We start from the raw sequence: 19,793 nt of genomic DNA on the forward strand, positions 1-19,793 counted from the left end.
GAACCGTGACAACACGGCTTACTGTGAGCCGCCTACGGTCATGTTGTCGATACGAAGCGTTGGCTGGCCGACGCTGACGGGCAGGGATTGGCCTTCTTTGGTACAGGCGATATTGCCGTCATCCAAAGCCAAATCGTTACCCACCATCGCGACGTGCAGCAATGCTTCTGGCCCGTGACCAATCAGCGTGGCACCTTTAACCGGGCGGGTGACGCGTCCGTTTTCAATCAGGTAGGCTTCGGTGGTGGAAAAGACGTATTTCCCGCTGCTGATATCAACCTGCCCGCCGCCGAAGCCGACGGCGTAGAGGCCGTTTTTGACCGATGCGATCACTTCTTCGGCTGGATATTGTCCTGCCAGCATGTAGGTGTTGGTCATGCGCGGCAGCGGTAGCGCAGAGTAGGAAGCCCGACGCGCGTTGCCCGTCAGGGCGGTATTCATCAGTCTGGCGTTGAGGCTGTCCTGTAAATAGCCGCGCAGGATGCCGTCCTCGATTAATGTCGTGCACTGTGACGGTGTGCCTTCATCGTCCACATGCAGCGAACCCCGCCGGTTGGCGAGCGTGCCGTCATCCACGACGGTAATGCCCGGCGCGGCAACGCGTTCTCCTAACAGACTAGAGAATGCGGAACTGCCTTTGCGATTAAAATCGCCTTCCAGCCCGTGCCCGATAGCTTCGTGCAGCAAAATGCCGGGCGAACCTGCACCAAGGATCACGCTGTAAGTTCCTGCTGGCACCGGGCTGGCGTCCAGATTATTCAGCGCCTGATCGACAGCCTGATTAACCCACTGGCTGACCGTCTCGTCAGCAAAGAATCGGTAGTCGAGGCGTCGCCCACCACCGCTGGAACCATTCTCCCGACGACCCTGCTGTTCGACGACGACATTGATGACCAGATTCACCAGCGGGCGAACGTCGGTGGCGAGCCGACCGTCATGTCGGGCGATCAGAATGGTTTCGTGTGAAGCATTCAGGTAGGCCGTGACCTGCGTCACGCGGGGATCGCGGGCACGCGCCTGTCTGTCGATCGAGAGCAGAAGCTGACGTTTATGTTCTTCGGTTACGGCAAGTAAAGGATTGTCTGACGGATAAAGCGCGGTCGTGCCGTGCGGCAGCGACGCGGGTAGTGCCACACTGGCGGTCTGTCCCCGACGACTGATTTCTCTTACGGTATTGGCTGCTTGCAGAATAGCCTGCGGGCGGAGGTCATTGGTGTAGGAGAACGCCGTTTTCTCGCCGCTGACGGCGCGGACGCCAACGCCCTGATCGCGGCTAAATCCTGTTGGGCGCACAATGCCGTTTTCTAACTGCCAGCCTTCCTGCTGGCGGCGCTGAAAATAGAGATCGGCATAGTCCACCTGACGCTGCATGATGTGGTTCAGCGCGTGCGTTATCTCCGTCGTTTCCAGCGAAAATGCCGACAGCGCAGGTGAGACTCCCGCTCTGGAAGCGTGTATTGCCATGATAATGATCCTGTTTCTGTGACGCGATGTGGGATTACTGCCCGGCGATCTGCATCTCTTCAATCAATAGGGAACCGCAGGAGAGATTGCCCTGCGTGTGGATGTCCGCTCCGAGCGCGACACAGTGCAGGAGCAGCGTTTTCAGGTTGCCTGCAATGGTGATTTCTTCGACCGGATACTGAATTTCGCCGTTTTCGACCCAAAAGCCCGCCACACCCTGCGAATAGTCGCCCGTCATTGGATTCAGTCCGTGCCCTAGCAACGTGGTGACCAGCAGTCCTGTGTGCATCTGGCGCAGCAGCGCTGGCAAGTCATCGCCAGCGCGACTCTGGTTGCTGCTGACGCTCAGATTATAGGCTCCACCTGCGTGTCCGGTCGTCGTGAGCCCCAGGCGTCGAGCGCTGTAGCTTGAGAGAAAATAGCCTTGTGCAATGCCGTCGTGGATGACATGACGCGGAGCAGTTGCGACGCCTTCAGCATCGAAGCAGGCGCTGGCCAGTGCGCCGGGAATAAACGGATTTTCATACAAGCTCAGGTGCGGTGCAGTGATGGCCTCACCGAGGCACTGACCCAGAAATGACGTGGATCGATAAAGCGCCGCGCCGCTCAGCGCACCGACCAAATGATGAATCAGGCTGTGCGCCACGGGGGCCTCAAACAGCACTGGACTGCGGCGGGTTGAGAGTTTTCGTGCACCTAGCTGTGCCACCGCACGTTGCGCGGCGGTATGTCCGATAGCCTCTGGCGAGGCCAGCAGCGACGGCGCTCTGCCGGAGGTGTGCCAGAAACCCTGCTGACGTTGCGTATCGTTACGCGCAATCGCATGGCTCCACAGGGTGTGTAACGATGTTGGGTAACCTGCCGAAAAACCGGCAGAGTTCGCCAGAATAAAGTCTCCCTGCTGCGAGGTGATTTCCGTGCTCTCGCTGTAGCCATGTTCATGTGTGGTATTGGCGGCCTGCTCGGCGCGCAGCGCCAGCGACAGCGCTTGCTCAACCGTCAGCGTATCGGCGTTGTGAAGCGCAAGATCGTAAATATTACGGGCGAAATGCTGTGCTTCCGGCAGACCGCTACACGGATCCTCATCGGCATATTTTGCCAGCGTGCTAGCGGCATCAACGGCATCCTGCAACGCTTCCTTGCTAAACAAGGTCGAAGAAACGGTGCCTGCGCGCTGGCCGAAGTAGACCGTAACGGACAGGAAGTTGCTTTGGTTTTGCGTCAGCGTATCAATATCGCCGTTCCTGACGCGGATCGTACGGCGGTTTCCCTGCGAGATGCTGACGACTGCCTGACTCGCGCCTTTTGCGGCCGCGAAGTCCAGCACGTCTCCGGCCAGCGACTGAAGCGTGTCGGTCTGCGGCGTAGCAAGAACGGGGGATTCATCAAGAGAAGGCATTATTCGGTATCCATGCGTGACAGTGTTCTACTCATGATGTGCAACGAAGAAAGAAAAGCGTCACCGCACGCCGAAACTTTTTTTACGCTGAGGAATTTGGATGATGGAGAAGATGATGCGCTCTGATGCTGGCGAGGCTTTCAGCACCAGAGCGAAAGAGGAAGTCAGGGGGCTTTGACGGGTTGCAGGACGAAATCGATTTTGCTCAGGCCACGCTGCTGGGCATTCGTCATGACATACGCTACCCGACCATATTCGACGGCCTGATCGGCAAACAGCCGTATATTCGGGTGAGTGCCTTCGGCTGAGGCCGCATCGAGTTTGGCGATCAGTTGGGCATCATCGACCGCTTCTTTATTCCAGTTAATTTGTCCGGTTGCGGTAATCGCGATATCCACAGCTTGTGGATCTTTTTTGATTTTTTCGACGCTGGCGCGCGGTAGATCCACTTTGACGGCGTGATTAATGACCGGCAGGGTGATCATGAACACGATCAGCAGCACCAGCATGACATCGATAAACGGCGTCATGTTGATGTCGTTAAGCAGGGCGTCTTCCTGACTTTCAAACGGGGATGACATACTCATGGCTATGTTCCTCTTCAGGCGGAGCGCTCAACGGGGTGAGTCGGCTCATACCGCGCTGCACTATTCTGGTCGGTAATACTGGTCAGATCGGTAATACTGGTATCCACGCGTGCGCCAGTCAGCAGGTAAGCGTGCAGATCGTGCGCAAAGCGATTCATGGCATGCAGGACGATGCGATTGCGGCGGTTGATTGCGTTGAATCCTAATACGGCCGGAATCGCCACGAACAGGCCAAACGCCGTCATGATCAAGGCTTCGCCGACAGGGCCAGCAACCTGAGCCAGATCGGGCTGGCCGATGGTACTGATGGTTTGCAGCGCGTGAAAAATGCCCCACACGGTGCCTAGCAGGCCGATAAACGGCGCGGTACTGCCGATAGACGCCAGCGTGCCGAGGCCGGATTGCAGTTTGCCTGAGTTGGTGTCCAGCGTGTTGCTCAGGCCGCGCACCAGCCAGTCGCTGAGATCGACGTGTCCGCCCAGCGTGGAAGAAAATTTGTGCGGGTGTTTCAGCAGCGCGTGCCCTTCGATCACCAGATCGCGGAACGGGTTAAAACGCTGCTTACCGAATTTCTCGACGCTCTCTTGCAGGCTGGTCGCCTGCCAAAAGGTATTCCGACTGTATTGCACGCTTTTGTTCAAGGCGAATAACTGCCGCGCTTTAAGCAGCATGACCGTCCATGACAGCAGCGACATGATGAGCAGAATGATGGCTACCGAGTGGGTGACCACGTCGCCCTGCTGCCAGAAATGATGGATATCTAACGTGTTCATGTGTGACCTCTTATGCAATAACCTGATTCGGGCGTGTTTGCGAAACGGCGGATGCGCTATGTCAACGCGGGTGCTTTCTTAGTGAGTCAGCCGGAAATTAACGGGCTGAATCGTCATGACAGTAATGGCCTGTCCATTTTCGCGGTAAGGCGTACAGCGTGCCTGCGCTACGGCCTCAATCGCGGCCTGATCGAGTGCGTCATAGCCGCTACTGCGGGCAATGTCGTGTCGAATCAATCGCCCCTCTGGGCTAATCACCAGACGAACCAGCACGTTGCCTTCCTGCTGGAGACGCTTGGCGCGGCGAGGGTAGTCAGGTTGCGGGACGACACAGCCAACGGATGCAACCTGCTTAGGCTGCGCACCCGGGCTGTTCTGCATCAGGTTGCCCTTGCTGGCGGTCGTCAGTGTGCCTGGCGTCGCTTCCGGTGCGGTGTGAGACGGCTCCGGTGCCGGACGCGCCGCAGGCTGACGCTCAGCGGTGGTTTTTGGGCGGATGGGCTGTGGTTTTACCACTGGCTTAACCGGCGGCTGGTGAACCTCTTTTTTGACCGGAGGCGGCGTTTGCTGTTCCTCAACGACTGGTTTTTCAGGAACGGGCGCAATTTCACGTTCACCCTGTTCTGATGTCAGCACGGGTGGCTCCGGCGACGGTTCAGGAATCGGTTCGGGTTCTGGCGCGTCAACCATCGTGGCCTGAATGCTTATGCTGGCTGCTGGATTGAGCAGGTTGATCGGTGTGTATTCAGTGGTTCGCGTGATGAGTAAGGCAGCGACACCGGCATGGATCAGCGCGACCGTCAGAAAGCTGAGCGCAATCCTCCCCATTTCTCCCCGGTCGGGCGCCGCCACCGCCATGCTGCGCGACGGCTGTGCGGGTGCGACGTCACGCCGTGCGGCGGGTGCCGCATCAACGCGCGCGTTTAACGAAAGGTGTTGCACGGATGCCTGTTGCACGTTTTCCTCTGCTGCTCTTACTTACGGTGTCGGACGCTTTATGCCGCCCTGAACATCGGGATTGTGATGACCTCTATTAACGATGTGCAACGAGGCAGGAAAAGTGTCACCACGTGCGTGAAATTTTTTGCGGCTTGCCATCCTTGACTACCACCTTTGCGAGCCATCGCTTATACGTGTCTGGCGTCGGCGGCGCGGATATGTATCCAGTAATCGGTGGTATGCACAATCGCGATGGGCATGGTTTGCGCCAGAGAATCCAGCGTGTAGTTCAGGTTATCTAACGGGAAATTGCCACTGACGCGTAAATCAGCGATAGCGGGATCCAGCCGGATTATTCCGGGGGTGTAATCACGCAGTTCGCTGATGACCGACGCCAGCGAGCGATCGCGGACTTCCAGACGACCCTGCATCCAGGCGCTTTCCGCCTCCGGCGTGACGGCAACCTGATAGAGCGTTGAGCGATCGAACCAGACGCCTTGACCCGCGTGAAGGCGCAGGCTTTGCCCTGCGTGGTTAGTCACCTTGGCGATGTTATCCAGCACGCCGACGTGGATGCCGCCGCTTTCATGACGCACGTTCACATTGGCCTGAAGCGCGACGATATTGCCCATGTGGGTATCAATAATAAAAGGGCGTTGTGCATCCGATTTAATCTTCGCGAAGATACCACCGTTGAGAATGCCGACCTGACGGAGGGTATTTTCTGGTTCAACGTTGATATCGACGGCGGTACGCGCGTTCAACATGAGCGTGCTGCCATCGCTGAGCGGAACCTGCTGGCGCTGTGCCGTGGCAGTCTTCACATCAGATAGAAGGGGTGATAGGGGGTAATGTTGGTTAAGTAACAAGCTGCTTAGCGAGGCGATGGCCACCATGCCCAGCCCATATTGCAGGACTTTGCGCCGACCTGAGGGGGCTAATAGCGCCTGGCGAATCGGTTCGTGAGGCAGCGCGGCGAGAAGCGGCTGAAATTTCCCCAGAGTTTGCTCAATGCGTTGGCAGGCGCGCTCATGCAGAGGGTTTTCGTATCGCCAGCGTCGGTACTCATCATAGTCGGACTGTGTTGCTTCGCCCGAACGCAGCAGCACCATCCATTCAATCGCCTGTTCGGCAATCGGGTCATCCATGTGTCGTCTTGCCATGCGGTTCACCTATAAGTCACTGCTGTCCTGTGTGGCCAGATAGCAGTTGGTCAGCGCTTTGGCGATATATTTTCTCACCATACTGGCGGAGACATCGAGCTGTACGGCAATGTCGGCATAGGTCATGCCATCAAGCTGGCTAAACAGAAATGCCTGCCGTGCTTTGGTGGATAACCCATCCAGCGCCTGATCGATAGTGAGCAGCGCCTCCATCAACAGCTGTTGATCTTCTGGTGACGGATGGTGAAATTCAGGTTTACTCGCCAGCGCGGTGAGATAGGCTTTTTCCAGATCGCGGCGACGCCAGTTTTCATACAGTACGCGTTTGGCGAGCGTGGTTAGCATCGCGCGCGGTTCCTGTACATTGGCAAGATTTGGTAGCGAGGCCAAACGTAAAAATGCCTCTGAGGCGACATCTTCCGCTTCACAGCCGTAGGCAATACGGCGGCGTAATCTTTCCGTTAGCCAGCGATAGTCGCTACGAAATATCAGCGACAGTAAGTCGGGTTTTTTAACAGCCTCTATGTACATGGGCATCCTTAAATAGCGTAAATCACAACAATGCTTGAACCGGGATACCCCAGGGCCGCAGAACAAAAGGAACGATGCGTCCTGTGCTGTTTTTAAGTCAAAATATGCAGGAGTCAAACAACGTTTTTTTTCTATGGTTAGTTAGAAATGTTCTGTTACTGACTGGAATGGGTAAATCTCTATTTCTGGATGTTTCTTGGCGGGCGATAAAAAAGACAATTCAGAAGAGTGATTCATTTTTATATTTAAAAATACAGAGGAAAGATTTGTCCAAATCAATCTGTTTTCTACCGAGGAAAAAATAATTACGGGAAAAATGACTTTCCCACTGTCACTTTTCCATCGTCATTGCACAAATCATACGAAGACCAATAAAAACTGATTTTTTGAAGCAATTGACGAGGGAAAAATGAAAAAACGTAATACTGCCTCTCCCGCTCTGGGGCTGAGTTTTAAGAAACGCTTATTCTTCACTAATATGTTGGCGATTAATTCTGCGTTATTCATGGGGGCAACGACCGTTCCTATGACCGTCTATGCGGCGGGTGAAAATGACACCGTGGCATTTTCTATTCCTGCGGGCGACCTGCAAAAAGGGCTATTGGCAATCGCCAATCAAAGCAAACAGACACTCTCTTTTAATCCTGCGCTGGTGGCGAATTATCAGAGTGCCGCGCTGAATGGCAATTATTCAACGCGTCAGGCTATTTTACGCTTACTGCAAGGTACGCCGTTATTATTGACGACGACGGGTAATGGCACGCTGACCATTGTTTCTTCCCGCGCTAATGATGCAGATGTGGCGCAGGCGAGTGATAAAACGCTGCCAGCGATTACCGTCAGCGCAGGCAGTGAAGATGAAACCGTATTGAATCCCGGCACCTCCTCTTCGGCATTACGCACCAGCACGTCGTTGCAGCAAACGGCACAGTCAGTTCAGGTGATCAGTAATAAGCTGATTACCGCCCGTCAGGCCACATCGTTGGAAGAGGCGTTAAAAAACTCAGGCAGCGTGGTTACCATTCAGTCAAACCGTGGTACGCCTACGTACTGGATGCGTGGCTATGCCGTAACGTCTGGTGCGACGGATGGCCTGTCGGGCTCTAGCAATGCTGGTATTGGTCAGGGTACGGCGATTGAGGGGGTCGAACGTGTTGAAGTGCTGAAAGGGCCACAGTCGGTGCTCGCGGGAAGCAGTTCCGCCGCGGGAACCATTAACGTTGTGCGTAAAAAACCGGTAACCGAACCGTTGCATGTCCTCAAAGTCGAGGCGGCGCGCTACGGTGAATTTAAAACGGCTATCGATCTGGGTGGCGCGATCACGGACGATAAAGCGTTCAGCTACCGTTTAAATGCCTCAACCATGAAATCTCAGCACTCCTTTCCTGATTACAACGGTAACCACGGTGATTATTTAGCCCCAGCGCTGACCTGGAAAAACGACAATACGCGGATCACCGTTGGTGCGGAAGTGAATCAGGCACGTAAATCGGGACCTGCCGGAACGATTTACGCTAACGGGAGAATACAGAAGCTGCCGGAATATCGTCTGGGGGATAAAGACGATCATAACAAGATGAAAACGACGAATGCCTATTATGAGCTGGAGCAAAAACTCGTCGACGATTGGACATTCAACAGTAAAGCGGGTTTCCAGAGCACGGCTTCGCAGATGAAGATGAACGAAACGCTGGATATCGCCGCTAATGGCAACAAAATTAGCCACCCGCTGGCCTATAAATCCACTAATCAGACGTGGAGCCAGCAAAATGATATTCGCGGGAAAATCGAAACCGGGCCCGTCACTCAGACTTTGTTGGTCGGCCATGACTATAAGCATGAACGCTACGCCAGCTATGACGGCAGCTTTATCCTGATGACCAATGGGAATGTGTATAACCCAGACTCGTTGGTGTTCCCCAGCATCGGTGAACCGAATAGCCGGACGTACACGTCCAAGCTGATTCAAAGCGGCTTCCTGTTCCAGGATCAGATCGATGTCTTTGACCGCCTGCATTTCCAACTGGCGGTGAAGCGCTCGACATGGAACAACAGCTATTTGGTAGGAACGCGAGCATCGACGTATACCGCGACCAAGTGGATCCCCAATTACGGCATTAGCTTCGATATCACACCGGACGTCACGGTTTACGCCAACTTGCTGAATAGCTTTAGCGGCAGTGCGCAAGTTTCGCGTTCTGGTGTCCAGCTCCCCCCAACGACGGGGCAGTCTAAAGAAGCTGGGCTGAAATTCAACCTGCTCGAAGATAACCTTACGCTGACGACAGCCGTATTCAGCATTGAGCAAAAAAACCTAGCGGTAACGGATAGAAACGGTTTCCCCATTGCGACCACGGGACGCAAAAGTGAAGGTTTTGACGTGGATCTGAACGGTTCTTTGTTGCCGGGATGGGATGTCACGGCCAGCTATACCTACTCGGATAATAAGGATCCTACCACCGTTCGTAGCACGATTACGCCGCGCCACTCTGGAAACGTGTGGACGTCTTATGAAGTGCAGTCTGGACGCTATCAGGGGGCCGGTGCATCAGTCGGTATCAGCGGTTCATCGAAAACGCAGAACGGCCCGAGCAATAACGCCTTCAACATCGGCAGCTCGGCATCAACCGATGCATCGGTGTTTTACCGCCAGCCTGACTGGTCGCTGACGCTGGGTGTCAACAACGTCTTCGATCGCGATATCTACTACACCAGCACGACGCCGCTATATATCGGAGTGAAAGAAGGGCGAACGTGGCGTCTCACTGGGACGTATTCGTTCTGATAACCCGTTCGGCCAATCTGTTAGACAAATAACGAGAACGGTCATTCACACGAATCAGCAGGTATAAACGGCGCATGAACGCAAGCGAGACGAGTACGACAAGACCGGGCATCGGCCAGATTCTGATGCCCTATTGGCAGACGTCAGAGAAGTATCTGGCGCTGTTTATTCTGGCGGTGATTATTAGCATCAATCTGGGGACGGCCTACATCAGCGTGGAGGCGAACCGAGTCTCGGGGAAATTCACCGATGCGTTGATTGGGTTGGATTGGGAGCAAATAAAGCCGCTGTTTATCTTCAGCTTCATCCTCGGTTTGAGCGTCATGATGCTGAGATGGGTAAACGTGCTCAGTCAAGGCTATCTGGCGTTGCGCTGGCGTACCTGGATGACGCTCCACTATATCCGGCGTTGGACGGGGACATCGGCCTATTACGAAATAGAGAGAGACGGTGCGCTGTCGAATATCGATCAGCGTATCGCCGATGACGTTAACGAACTGGTATCGGCCTCGCTGAACTTTTTTCTCAGCCTTATCTCGGTCGTCATCAGCACTGTCACGTACACGGCGCTGCTGTGGTCGGTTTCTGGAGTGCTGCGTTTCTCGTTTATGGGCAGCGACTGGGCGATATCCGGCTATATGGTTTACGCCCTCTACATCGAATATATCCTTCAGGTTGCGCTGTCGCACTGGCTGGGTAAGGCGTTGATAAAACTGAATATGGATCAACAAAATGCGGAAGGTGACTTCCGCTTCCTTGGCGTTCAATTACGTGAAAACGCGGAACAGATTGCTTTCTATCAGGGAGGATCGCGGGAAGGTGAACGGCTGGCCCAGCGGTTTGCTCGCGTGCGTGACAATGCGCTGTCTGTGCTGCTGCGTGGTTTTAAGGTGTCGTTTGGTCAGAGTCTGTTTAGCCATTTTCTCTCACCGTTGCCAACGTTATTGGCGCTACCACAGCTGTTACGTGGAGAGATCACCTTTGGCGATTTGACGAGGATTCAAATGGCTTACGGTTCTCTGGGAGCGACGCTGAGCTATTTTATGCAGGCGTATCAGGCCTTCACGCGCTGGCTAGCGCTGACGAAGCGTTTACAGGATATGGACGCTGCGCTGAACAAAAGTGTGCGGACGTCATCGCCTATTCGGGTGACGGAACACGACGGTCTTGGGTTTTCCTGTGAGAATCTGCGGCTGTTAACGCCGGATGGCCGTGCGCTGACCGCGTTAGATGATTGGCAGGTCTTGCCCGGTGAGCGTTGGATGATTAACGGCGCATCCGGTGTGGGTAAAAGCACGCTGCTGCGCGCCTGTGCCGGACTATGGCAGCACGGTAGCGGGGCGATTACACTACCTCGCCACTGCCGCACGCTGTTTTTACCGCAGAAAAGCTACCTCCCGACGGGAACGCTGAAAGCGGCATTGTGCTACCCCAGCAATGTGCGGGATTTTACCGACGAGCGGTGCCGACATGCGCTCATCGGCAGCGAATTATCGGACATGGCCTCGCAGTTGAATGATGAAGATCGCTGGCAGCAGCGGTTATCCGGCGGTGAGCAGCAGCGAATGGCGATAGCCCGTGCGTTGTTGCATCGGCCCGATTTTATTTTTCTGGATGAAGCCACCAGTGCGCTCGATCCTGAGACAGAGCAGCAGGTGTATCAGGCATTGGTCACGGCCTTACCTGATAGCGCGATTATCAGCGTGGCGCATCGAGAATCGCTGGCGGCTTTGCATACTCATCATCTACATCTGGCACCTTTAGCCGAAAGTGACGGTCTGCACAAGAAGGATGCTCATGCAGGCGATGATGCACTGCCGCATCCAGATTCGGATAGGACATTTAGTGAACGTGGTTTTGCCTGGCGCGGTGAGTGATGTTTTCTGCTGTCTTCAATGGTGTAATTCCGCTCGAACATGGGCGGAGTTATTGCGTCTCTAAGAGTCGGAAAACCAGAGACGCTTTCCCCGGTTTCTCTGGGTAGTCGGCAATTAACGTCAGTTCGGTCTTTTTCTCTCCAGACCAGAGCTGGCATTCCACTCTCTTGCGCTGAGGGGAGGCGTCCATCACGTAGCTGCACAGGGGAATCCTGCCCGTCCTATCTGGTGTAAAAGCCATGTCATAAGGTGGAAGCGTCAGCTCTGCGATGGTTTCCCCCACGCTATCCAATTCCTCAAGAATCTCTTCGTAAATAGCCGGGTTCACGCCAAAATCCACTAAAGCATCCGTATCGCCATGTTGGATGCCGTGCAACAGCTCGCCCACGAGTCGATAGATTTCATCTCTGTCACCTGTCATCGCTCATTTCCTTGGTTTTAGAAAATATGACGACATGCTAAGTGTTTTCACCGGTGTCGTCTTCATCGACGAGTAATATCTTCATCATGCCCTGTGGGTTATTTAAAAACTGCCGCGTGATTTGATAATGCTCCGTATCCTGCCATGCAACCTGCTGAATACCGTTTTCATTGAACTGATAAATCACTGAATTAGGGTAGGCCAGAATAATAGGCGAGTGGGTAGCGATGATGAACTGACACCCCGCGTTCACCAACTGATGGATACGCGCCAGTGCGGTGAGCCGCCTCCCAAATAAAAAGGGATTTGGAAAGTAAGGTTGACGTTAATGCGATGCATTATTTCGGGGTATAAACCTTATTTGCATGAAGGGCGGTTTCTGGTAGAAAAGAACCTCAGTCTCCTTCACTAATCTTTGTGCAATAACCACAGGAAAGTGACAGCGAGAGCGCCATAATTTTTTGAATCAGGATAAGCCGATGCTGGAATTACGCCCTAACTGTGAACACTGCGACTGTGATTTGCCGCCGGACGCCGAAACGTATATCTGCTCCTATGAGTGCACGTTCTGTCCTGACTGTGCGGATGCCGTATTTCACCACGCCTGCCCGAACTGCGGTGGTGGATTGGTCAAACGACCGGTGCGTCCGGTACGCTGTCTAGTGAACGATCCGGCTTCAACGATCCGTATTATCAAACCGCACTGATAGGGCGAGGCTGTGAGGTTTTCCCCTCTGTCATTGCAAAAAATGGAACATCTCGTTCAGTAATTCCCGATTTCTCCTGTCAGTGCGCGGCGTATAGTGAGAATTAACCGTACTTTATGACGACTGTCGCCAGGTGTTGCGTTTGACGCATGCCTTCAGGAGAGAAACGTGAATCAAGATTATGTTGTTGTTCAGCAACCCTCAGAAGCAAATCGGTTAATCCTGCTGTTTCATGGAGTAGGCGATACCGCCGCAGGCATGGCGCAGATTGGGCGCTATTTTGCCGCCGCATTACCGCAGGCGCTCGTGATCAGTATTGCCGGACCGTTCAGTACTGGCTATGGCGACGGGCGGCAGTGGTTCTCTGTTCAGGGCGTCACGGAAGAGAATCGGTTATCTCGTATTGAAGCAAACTTGCCGCGTTTTGTTGATACCGTGCGTCACTGGCAGGAACAAAGTGGCATTAGCGCGGAACAAACCGTGCTGGTGGGGTTCTCGCAGGGGAGCATCATGTCGCTGGAGGCGTTGAAGTCTGAGTCCTCGCTGGCCGGGCACATTATTGCGTTCAGCGGCCGCTTTGCCGTTTTGCCAGAAAAAGCCTTTGCTGATGTTGCGGTGCATCTGATTCACGGTGAAGCAGATGGCGTCATTGTGGTTGGGCATGCTCATGCTGCCGCTCATCGCTTTCAGGAGCTGGGAACGTCGTTTACGTTGGATATCGCACCCGGTGTCGGGCACGGTATTGATGAACACATGCTGAAGCAGGCGCTGGTTTATCTGAAATAAACATACCTCATCAGATTATCTTATTGGTGATGTTTGATGTGGCAGTGTTCGTTATCATTACGTACGGTGTGCATAATGATTTTTCGGCGCTGCCTCTATTCAAATGAGAGCATATATTTTCTGGAATGAGATTTTATCCATATTAAAAATAATATAATCCATATTTGGCTGTTAAATAATATAGACAATATTTTTATTTGTGTTGAGTGTTCAATATTTCCCTTCTTTTTTCGGATATAAGTAACACATCCTTATGGAAAAAGAGGGTGTGCCATGTTTAAGCGTATTAAAGTCATTACCATCCTTGTTATTTTATTGTTTGTATTAGGAATATCTCAGTTTTTAACCGGGGCGCTATCCGTTCGGGCATTGATAAACGATAGAGATAGTTTCCTTGTTTCTCAACGCTCTAACCAGAATGTGGCCGCCTTTACCGATGCCTGGATTATGATGAATCAGACGCGCATCGCTATCGGATCTATTATACAAAACATGATGCTGGGGAATGCGGATAAAGAAGCCATGCAGGCGCTTTTACAGCAGGCCAAATCACAACTGGTTGCCTCAGAGAGTAGTTATAAACACTATTTGTCTCTGCCTAATACACCTGGATTGGATGACGCGTTATCCAAAAAACTTGAGACGAGTTATACCGCTTACGACAAGCTACTGAATGATATTGTGGATTCGCTTTCTGGTGGGTTGGCAGGGGCGGCGATGAAATTGAGTAGCGAGGCGACACCGTTTAACGTGGCGATGCAGGATGCCTATATTACGTGGCGTGCGGCACAAAATCAGCTGTCAGATGATGGCTTACAGGAAAACCACGTCGCATTTGAAACGATGCTGTGGCTTTTGGGCGCACTGTCCGTGGTCGTCGTGCTGGTGATTATCCTCAGTTGGATCGGGTTGCAGCGTATTCTTTTGCACCCGCTGCGTACGCTCATGCGGCATATCAGCGCTATCGCCGAGGGTAATCTGACGCATCATATTGATACCGCAGGTCGTAATGAGATGAGCCAACTGGCGGCGGGGCTGCACGATATGCAGCAGTCATTAATCCGTACCGTGAGCCTAGTGCGTGACAGTTCCAACTCCATTCATTCCGGGGCCAGTGAAATTTCGGTAGGCAGCAACGATCTGTCTTCACGTACCGAGCAACAGGCCGCATCGCTACAGGAAACAGCGGCCAGCATGGAGCAGCTAACCTCAACGGTGAAACAGAATTCAGACAACGCGCGTCAGGCTACGCTGCTGGCAAAAAATGCGTCAGAAACGGCCAACAAAGGTGGCACTGTCGTCGATAATGTCGTGAAAACGATGAATGAGATCTCTGACAGTTCACAAAAGATCGCCCATATTACCAGCGTGATTGATGGCATTGCTTTCCAAACCAATATTCTGGCGTTGAATGCGGCGGTAGAAGCGGCGCGAGCGGGTGAGCAGGGGCGGGGCTTTGCCGTGGTGGCGGGTGAAGTGCGCACGCTGGCACAGCGCAGTGCGCAGGCTGCCAAAGAGATCAAATCGCTGATTGATGATTCGGTTAGTCGCGCCAATACTGGTTCTTTGCAGGTGAAAGACGCGGGCGATACGATGAAAGAAATCGTCAGCGCCGTGAGCCGAGTAACGGATATTATGGGCGAAATTGCGTCGGCATCGGATGAACAAAGCCGGGGGATCGATCAGGTCGGACAGGCGGTCAATGAAATGGACCGTGTTACGCAGCAAAACGCCTCGCTGGTTGAAGAGTCGGCTTCTGCCGCGGCAGCATTGGAAGAGCAGGCCAGATTTTTGCAGAATGCGGTTGAGGTGTTCAAAATTAATCAGGCGGTAGCGCAGGAACACCGCGCGGCGAGCGCATCTTCTCTTGCTGCATTACCGAAATCGCTTTTGCCCAAACCCACGTCCGCCGGATCATCAAATGCGAATTGGGAAACGTTTTAACCGAGGAATCGTGTTGCTGTTGAGCAAAACGTGTAGCATGAAGAAAGCAATGCAGGCCGTAATGGCCTGCATTGTCTTTTAACTGGCAACAACCCGCTTTAAACGCGTTCGACGATCATCGCGATACCTTGCCCACCGCCGATGCACAGCGTCGCCAATCCCAGCGTTTTGTTATAGCTGTGCAGCGCATGTACCAGCGTGACGAGAATACGCGCACCGCTCGCGCCGATAGGGTGGCCCAACGCAATCGCACCGCCGTTGACGTTCACTTTCTCTGGATCGAGATGAAGATCGCGCTGTACCGCTAGAAACTGTGCGGCAAAAGCTTCATTTGCTTCAATCAGGTCAATATCACCGATCGTCAGCCCAGCCTTGAGCAGTGCTTTCTGCGTCGCCGGAATCGGCCCCAGCCCCATCACTTCACTCGGTACTCCAGCAGACGCCCAACTGCGGATCCGCGCCAGCGGGGTAATACCCTGTTTTTTCGCTTCGGATTCACGCATTAACACCAGCGTCGCGGCGGCATCGTTAATGCCGGACGCATTGCCTGCGGTGACGGTGCCGTTAGCGGAAAACGCCGGACGTAACGCGGCCAGCGATGCCAGCGTGGTGTCGGCGCGAGGGAATTCATCCCGATCGAAAATCCGCGTCTCTTTTTTGCTACGCAGTGACAGCGGGGTTATTTCGGCTTTGAAGCGGCCAGCCTCAATCGCGGCGACGGCTTTCTGCTGTGATGCCAGCGCCACCTGATCCTGTTCTTCTCGCGTGAGCTGGTAGCGCTCGGCGATATTTTCCGCCGTGGTACCCATGTGGTAATCGTTAAACGCACACCACAGACCATCCTTAATCATGATGTCAACGAGCTTGCCGTCTCCCATGCGGTAACCGTGGCGCGCTTTTTCCAGCAGGTAAGGCGCGGCGCTCATGTTTTCCATCCCGCCGGTCACGCAGACCTGATTATCGCCGGACAGAATAGACTGTGCGCCCATCACAACGGCCTTCAGGCCGGAACCACACACCTTACTGATGGTGAGCGAGGGTGTTTCAAAAGGCAGCCCAGCAGCCTTGCTGGCCTGATGCGCGGGGTTTTGCCCCAGACCGGCTTGCAGCACGTTGCCGAGAATCACTTCATCAATCGCCAGCGTGTCCGGCAGCGTCGACAGGCAGTCACGGATGGTGGCAGATGCCATGTCGATAGCCGATGTGTTGGCCAGACTGCCTGCGAATTTACCAATCGCGGTGCGCTTGGCATTAACAATAACAATGGAGTCGTTCATGGTCGCCTCGATTAATGAATGCTGAATGGTTTTACATCGGCGGACACGATGAAGTTCGCCTCGGTTTTTTGGCGTAGTTCGTCCACGGTGATATCAGGGCTGATTTCGGTCAGCACCATCTGCTGGTTGATAAAGTGAAAGACCGCCAGTTCGGTGACGACCATGCTGACTTTATTGGCGGCGGTCAGCGGGTAGGTACATTGATGCAACAGCTTCGCATCGCCATTTTTGGCGCAGTGTTCAAGGGCGATGATGACCTTCTTCGCGCCGACAACCAGATCCATCGCACCGCCCATGCCGGGCACCATTTTTCCCGGCACCATCCAGTTGGCGAGGTTGCCGTGTTCATCGACCTGCAAACCGCCCAGCACGCAGACATCGACATGGCCGCCGCGAATCAGCGCAAAGGAAAAGGCGCTGTCGAACATTGCCGCACCCGGCACCATGCCGCATGCCTGACCTCCGGCGTTAACCAGATTGCCATCCGGTTCGGTAATCGCGCCGAGCCCCAAAAAGCCGTTCTCTGATTGGAAGGTAACTTCGATGCCGTGCGGCACGTAATTCGCGACTTTGGTGGGTAAGCCAATCCCTAAATTCACCACGTCACCATTTTTCAGTTCCAGCGCGACGCGGCGGGCGATTAATTCTTTCGCATCCATTATTTCTCTCCCAAATAAAGGTGATCGACCAGCGCCGCTGGGGTGACAATACATTCCGGCGCAAGTTGGCCAACCGGAATAACCTGCTCGCATTGCGCCACGACTTTCTTCGCGGCAAGCGCAATAAGCGGGTTGAAATTACGGGCAGTGAGGTGATAAATAAGGTTTCCGCTGGTGTCGGCAATGCTGGCCTGTAATATGGCGAGATCTGCCTTAATTGGCAGTTCTAATAAATAGGTAATATCGTTAATTGTTATTTTTTGTTTGTTTTCTTCGACGATGGTGCCAACGCCGGTAGGTGTCAGAAAACCGCCTAAGCCCGCGCCGCCGCTGCGAATACGTTCCGCCAGCGTCCCTTGTGGCACCAGCTCTACGTCAAGTTCGCCGGAGATCATGCGGCGTCCGGTTTCCGGGTTAGTACCAATGTGTGAAGTAATCAGTTTTTTTACCTGACCACTGACAATTAACGGCCCAACGCCGGTATCGACAAACCCGGTATCATTTCCAATCAGCGTTAAATCAGATACGCCGGATTTAATGATTTCATCTACCAATAATTTCGGTGTTCCGACTCCCATAAAACCGCCGAACATAATTGTCATTCCGTCAAATAAATAAGAACGGAAATGGCTGGCATCAATGACTTTATTTTTCATTGCATATTTACTCTTAAATAATGACTCTGAAAGTTGTTGCTCTGAAAAATGGCCGCACGAATCCCCGCAGGTAAATATCTGCTAATCATGGCGGCACATGTACGTTATTTAGCGGGAACAGAAGAAATTAAATAACCTCTGTTCCCTGTTATCGGATTAGATATCGATATCCAGTATGGCTGAGCTCAATCCTTTGCCGTGCATGTCCAGCGCCAGCGAGCGCGTGACGCCGCCGCCGAGTGCGCCGTACATGACGAAGTTCAGTGCGCCGATGCTCGGTAACTCATAGCGAACGACATCACCCGTCACGATATCAGCAAACCAGGATTTCACTTTTTCGGCAGTGATCTTCTCTTTCAGCACTTCATAATCTTCCGCACGGTAAGCAATCAGCGAAATATTGGAGGTATTTCCTTTATCACCGGTACGAGAGTGAGCAATTTCACGCAGTTTCATTATTTAATCTCCAGATAATCAACGGCTGGTGTGACGCAGGCGCGAGACAGTAGGGTGGAATCCATCGCCAGTATTTCTTTCACCGATTTGTTAACACCGCCGCCGCCGGCCGGGCCGTTGGTATAGAGTGTTTCGACTTCATTGCCCACTTTCACTGCCTGCGCTCTGGAAGTGCAGCGAGCTGCGACGCGAGCGCGAACTTCATACGGCTCGCTGCTTTGCGACCGCTGTGCACCGTGCAGTGCATCAACGCCGATCAGGTCGTAGCGCACTTCCTGAAGATCAAGCTGGCACAGCGCAAAACGTCCTTTGACGATATCCAGTGCTAAACGACCACGCGCCACCGCACCGGGACCGGCGTAAGAAATTTCGCCTTCGCCGATGAACCCATCCTGATAGCCGACAGACACTTTCAAGGTGCCGGTTTTTTCCCGTCCGGTCGCACCCTGTACGCGCACGCGGTTTTCACCGTCTTGCGTAAATGTCACGTGGCTGAAATCGGCAATCACGTCTGGAGTGATGTAGCTATCCGGGCGGTGGATTTCATACAGCAACTGTTCTTTACAGGTATCTACACAGACGCAGCCGCCGGAACCCTCAACTTTGGTGATCACGGCGCTGCCATCTTCGGTAATTTCCGCAATCGGGAAGCCCAGACGGTCAAGATTAGGGATATCTTTGACGCCGGGATCGGCATAGTAACCACCGGTGATTTGTCCCGCGCATTCCAGCAAGTGGCCGAGACAGGTGCCTTTTCCCAGACGATCCCAGTCATCGGCAGCCCAGTCGAATTCATACATCATTGCGGACAGGAACAGAGACGGATCGGAAACGCGACCTGCGATAATCACGTCCGCACCCTGACGCAACGCTTCAACCAGCGCATCTGCACCCAGATAGGCATTGGCGGAAAGAATGTCTTTACCGCAGCGTGAAATCGGTAGGCCAATCTCATCCAATTTGGAATCTTGTGCGATCAGCACCGAGTGCACATCATCACCGGTGACGATCGCAATCTTCAGCTTGTCTGCGCCGAGTTCTTTGGCGATTTCCAATACGCGCTGACCGGCGGCGACAGGGTTAGCCGAGCCCATATCGGTGATGATTTTAATACCTTTTTCCAGACAGAGCGGCAGCACGGCGTGCATACGGTCAGCCAGCAGCTCGTTGTAGCCTTTTTCTGGGTTCTGCTGCTTCTGTTTTTGGCCGATGGCAATAGTGCGTTCCGCCAGGCATTCAAATACCAGATACTGAATGTCACCTTTTTGAGCCAGTTCTACGGCCGGTTCGATACGATCGCCTGCATAGCCAGCGCCGGAACCAATACGAATTGTCTTCATAAACTTACCTTTATCAATGAAATGTGTCT

General features: G+C 53.5%; 18 protein-coding genes and 1 pseudogene. 5 read left to right on the top strand and 14 right to left on the bottom strand.

Features of this window, described 5'->3' with window-relative positions:
- Positions 1–18: 18 nt before the first annotated feature.
- The 7 genes from tldD to DCX48_20005 form a co-directional block, all read right to left on the bottom strand.
- A complete protein-coding gene (gene tldD / locus DCX48_19975; GenBank protein ID QXE16590.1) occupies positions 19–1,464 on the bottom strand; it encodes a metalloprotease TldD in 1,446 nt (481 codons plus the stop codon).
- Positions 1,465–1,498: 34 nt separating this feature from the next.
- Positions 1,499–2,863 carry a peptidase U62 gene (locus DCX48_19980; protein ID QXE16591.1) on the bottom strand — a complete coding sequence of 455 codons (1,365 nt, stop codon included), beginning with the start codon at positions 2,861–2,863 and terminating at the stop codon, positions 1,499–1,501.
- A gap of 164 nt (positions 2,864–3,027) precedes the next feature.
- Entirely contained in the window at positions 3,028–3,450 is a 423-nt protein-coding gene (locus DCX48_19985) for a biopolymer transporter ExbD (GenBank protein QXE16592.1), read from the bottom strand.
- A 14-nt stretch (positions 3,451–3,464) separates the two neighbouring features.
- A complete protein-coding gene (locus tag DCX48_19990; GenBank protein ID QXE16593.1) occupies positions 3,465–4,223 on the bottom strand; it encodes a MotA/TolQ/ExbB proton channel family protein in 759 nt (252 codons plus the stop codon).
- Between the two features lie 78 nt (positions 4,224–4,301).
- Complete coding sequence (locus tag DCX48_19995) at positions 4,302–5,180, bottom strand: energy transducer TonB (protein QXE16594.1); 879 nt, start codon at positions 5,178–5,180, stop codon at positions 4,302–4,304.
- Between the two features lie 170 nt (positions 5,181–5,350).
- Positions 5,351–6,310 carry a FecR family protein gene (locus tag DCX48_20000; protein ID QXE17327.1) on the bottom strand — a complete coding sequence of 320 codons (960 nt, stop codon included), beginning with the start codon at positions 6,308–6,310 and terminating at the stop codon, positions 5,351–5,353.
- 24 nt (positions 6,311–6,334) lie between these two features.
- A complete protein-coding gene (locus DCX48_20005) occupies positions 6,335–6,856 on the bottom strand; it encodes a sigma-70 family RNA polymerase sigma factor (protein QXE16595.1) in 522 nt (173 codons plus the stop codon).
- A 409-nt stretch (positions 6,857–7,265) separates the two neighbouring features.
- Between DCX48_20005 and DCX48_20010 the strand changes: the two genes are divergently transcribed.
- Together DCX48_20010 and DCX48_20015 are read left to right on the top strand one after the other, a co-directional pair.
- Positions 7,266–9,641 carry a TonB-dependent siderophore receptor gene (locus DCX48_20010; protein ID QXE16596.1) on the top strand — a complete coding sequence of 792 codons (2,376 nt, stop codon included), beginning with the start codon at positions 7,266–7,268 and terminating at the stop codon, positions 9,639–9,641.
- Positions 9,642–9,715: 74 nt separating this feature from the next.
- The gene (locus DCX48_20015) at positions 9,716–11,518 is read left to right on the top strand and encodes an ABC transporter ATP-binding protein/permease (GenBank protein QXE16597.1); all 1,803 of its coding nucleotides are present in this window, start codon (positions 9,716–9,718) and stop codon (positions 11,516–11,518) included.
- A 49-nt stretch (positions 11,519–11,567) separates the two neighbouring features.
- Here the strand turns inward: DCX48_20015 and DCX48_20020 are convergent, their stop codons facing one another.
- On the bottom strand, positions 11,568–11,939 hold the full coding sequence (locus tag DCX48_20020; protein QXE16598.1) for a hypothetical protein: 372 nt from the start codon (positions 11,937–11,939) through the stop codon (positions 11,568–11,570).
- Between the two features lie 37 nt (positions 11,940–11,976).
- A pseudogene (locus DCX48_20025) lies at positions 11,977–12,228 on the bottom strand (AAA family ATPase).
- A gap of 190 nt (positions 12,229–12,418) precedes the next feature.
- On the opposite strand from DCX48_20025, the gene DCX48_20030 reads away from it, so the two are divergent.
- From DCX48_20030 to DCX48_20040, 3 genes are all read left to right on the top strand, one after another.
- Positions 12,419–12,646, top strand: coding sequence for a DUF1272 domain-containing protein (locus DCX48_20030; GenBank protein QXE16599.1), 228 nt, complete (start codon positions 12,419–12,421; stop codon positions 12,644–12,646).
- A gap of 168 nt (positions 12,647–12,814) precedes the next feature.
- Positions 12,815–13,432 carry an esterase gene (locus DCX48_20035; protein ID QXE16600.1) on the top strand — a complete coding sequence of 206 codons (618 nt, stop codon included), beginning with the start codon at positions 12,815–12,817 and terminating at the stop codon, positions 13,430–13,432.
- 273 nt (positions 13,433–13,705) lie between these two features.
- Positions 13,706–15,376: a HAMP domain-containing protein gene (locus DCX48_20040; GenBank protein ID QXE16601.1), complete on the top strand. Its 1,671-nt coding sequence runs from the start codon at positions 13,706–13,708 to the stop codon at positions 15,374–15,376.
- 98 nt (positions 15,377–15,474) lie between these two features.
- Here DCX48_20040 and DCX48_20045 read toward each other — a convergent pair whose 3' ends face one another.
- The 5 genes from DCX48_20045 to DCX48_20065 form a co-directional block, all read right to left on the bottom strand.
- Positions 15,475–16,653 carry an acetyl-CoA C-acetyltransferase gene (locus DCX48_20045; protein ID QXE16602.1) on the bottom strand — a complete coding sequence of 393 codons (1,179 nt, stop codon included), beginning with the start codon at positions 16,651–16,653 and terminating at the stop codon, positions 15,475–15,477.
- Positions 16,654–16,664: 11 nt separating this feature from the next.
- Entirely contained in the window at positions 16,665–17,312 is a 648-nt protein-coding gene (locus DCX48_20050) for a CoA transferase subunit B (GenBank protein ID QXE16603.1), read from the bottom strand.
- Complete coding sequence (atoD, locus tag DCX48_20055; GenBank protein ID QXE16604.1) at positions 17,312–17,968, bottom strand: acetate CoA-transferase subunit alpha; 657 nt, start codon at positions 17,966–17,968, stop codon at positions 17,312–17,314. The genes DCX48_20050 and atoD overlap by 1 nt, the downstream gene beginning before the upstream one ends.
- Before the next feature lie 156 nt (positions 17,969–18,124).
- Entirely contained in the window at positions 18,125–18,424 is a 300-nt protein-coding gene (locus DCX48_20060; protein ID QXE16605.1) for a hypothetical protein, read from the bottom strand.
- Positions 18,424–19,764: a DUF1446 domain-containing protein gene (locus tag DCX48_20065; protein QXE16606.1), complete on the bottom strand. Its 1,341-nt coding sequence runs from the start codon at positions 19,762–19,764 to the stop codon at positions 18,424–18,426. Before DCX48_20065 ends, DCX48_20060 begins: the two co-directional genes overlap by 1 nt.
- Between the last annotated feature and the right edge of the window lie 29 nt (positions 19,765–19,793).

The organism is Pectobacterium atrosepticum, assembly GCA_019056595.1.
Classification (GTDB): Bacteria; Pseudomonadota; Gammaproteobacteria; order Enterobacterales; family Enterobacteriaceae; genus Pectobacterium; species Pectobacterium atrosepticum.

Bases quoted from the DNA above. Each gene is read 5' to 3' on its own strand.
- DCX48_19990 (QXE16593.1), bottom strand. From the start codon at position 4,223: ATGAACACGTTAGATATCCATCATTTCTGGCAGCAGGGCGACGTGGTC.
- DCX48_20030 (QXE16599.1), top strand. From the start codon at position 12,419: ATGCTGGAATTACGCCCTAACTGTGAACACTGCGACTGTGATTTGCCG.
- DCX48_20015 (QXE16597.1), top strand. From the start codon at position 9,716: ATGAACGCAAGCGAGACGAGTACGACAAGACCGGGCATCGGCCAGATT.
- DCX48_20020 (QXE16598.1), bottom strand. From the start codon at position 11,939: ATGACAGGTGACAGAGATGAAATCTATCGACTCGTGGGCGAGCTGTTG.
- DCX48_19985 (QXE16592.1), bottom strand. From the start codon at position 3,450: ATGAGTATGTCATCCCCGTTTGAAAGTCAGGAAGACGCCCTGCTTAAC.
- tldD (QXE16590.1), bottom strand. From the start codon at position 1,464: ATGGCAATACACGCTTCCAGAGCGGGAGTCTCACCTGCGCTGTCGGCA.
- DCX48_20065 (QXE16606.1), bottom strand. From the start codon at position 19,764: ATGAAGACAATTCGTATTGGTTCCGGCGCTGGCTATGCAGGCGATCGT.
- DCX48_20005 (QXE16595.1), bottom strand. From the start codon at position 6,856: ATGTACATAGAGGCTGTTAAAAAACCCGACTTACTGTCGCTGATATTT.
- DCX48_20010 (QXE16596.1), top strand. From the start codon at position 7,266: ATGAAAAAACGTAATACTGCCTCTCCCGCTCTGGGGCTGAGTTTTAAG.
- DCX48_20040 (QXE16601.1), top strand. From the start codon at position 13,706: ATGTTTAAGCGTATTAAAGTCATTACCATCCTTGTTATTTTATTGTTT.
- DCX48_19980 (QXE16591.1), bottom strand. From the start codon at position 2,863: ATGCCTTCTCTTGATGAATCCCCCGTTCTTGCTACGCCGCAGACCGAC.
- DCX48_20050 (QXE16603.1), bottom strand. From the start codon at position 17,312: ATGGATGCGAAAGAATTAATCGCCCGCCGCGTCGCGCTGGAACTGAAA.
- DCX48_20000 (QXE17327.1), bottom strand. From the start codon at position 6,310: ATGGATGACCCGATTGCCGAACAGGCGATTGAATGGATGGTGCTGCTG.
- DCX48_20060 (QXE16605.1), bottom strand. From the start codon at position 18,424: ATGAAACTGCGTGAAATTGCTCACTCTCGTACCGGTGATAAAGGAAAT.
- DCX48_20045 (QXE16602.1), bottom strand. From the start codon at position 16,653: ATGAACGACTCCATTGTTATTGTTAATGCCAAGCGCACCGCGATTGGT.
- atoD (QXE16604.1), bottom strand. From the start codon at position 17,968: ATGAAAAATAAAGTCATTGATGCCAGCCATTTCCGTTCTTATTTATTT.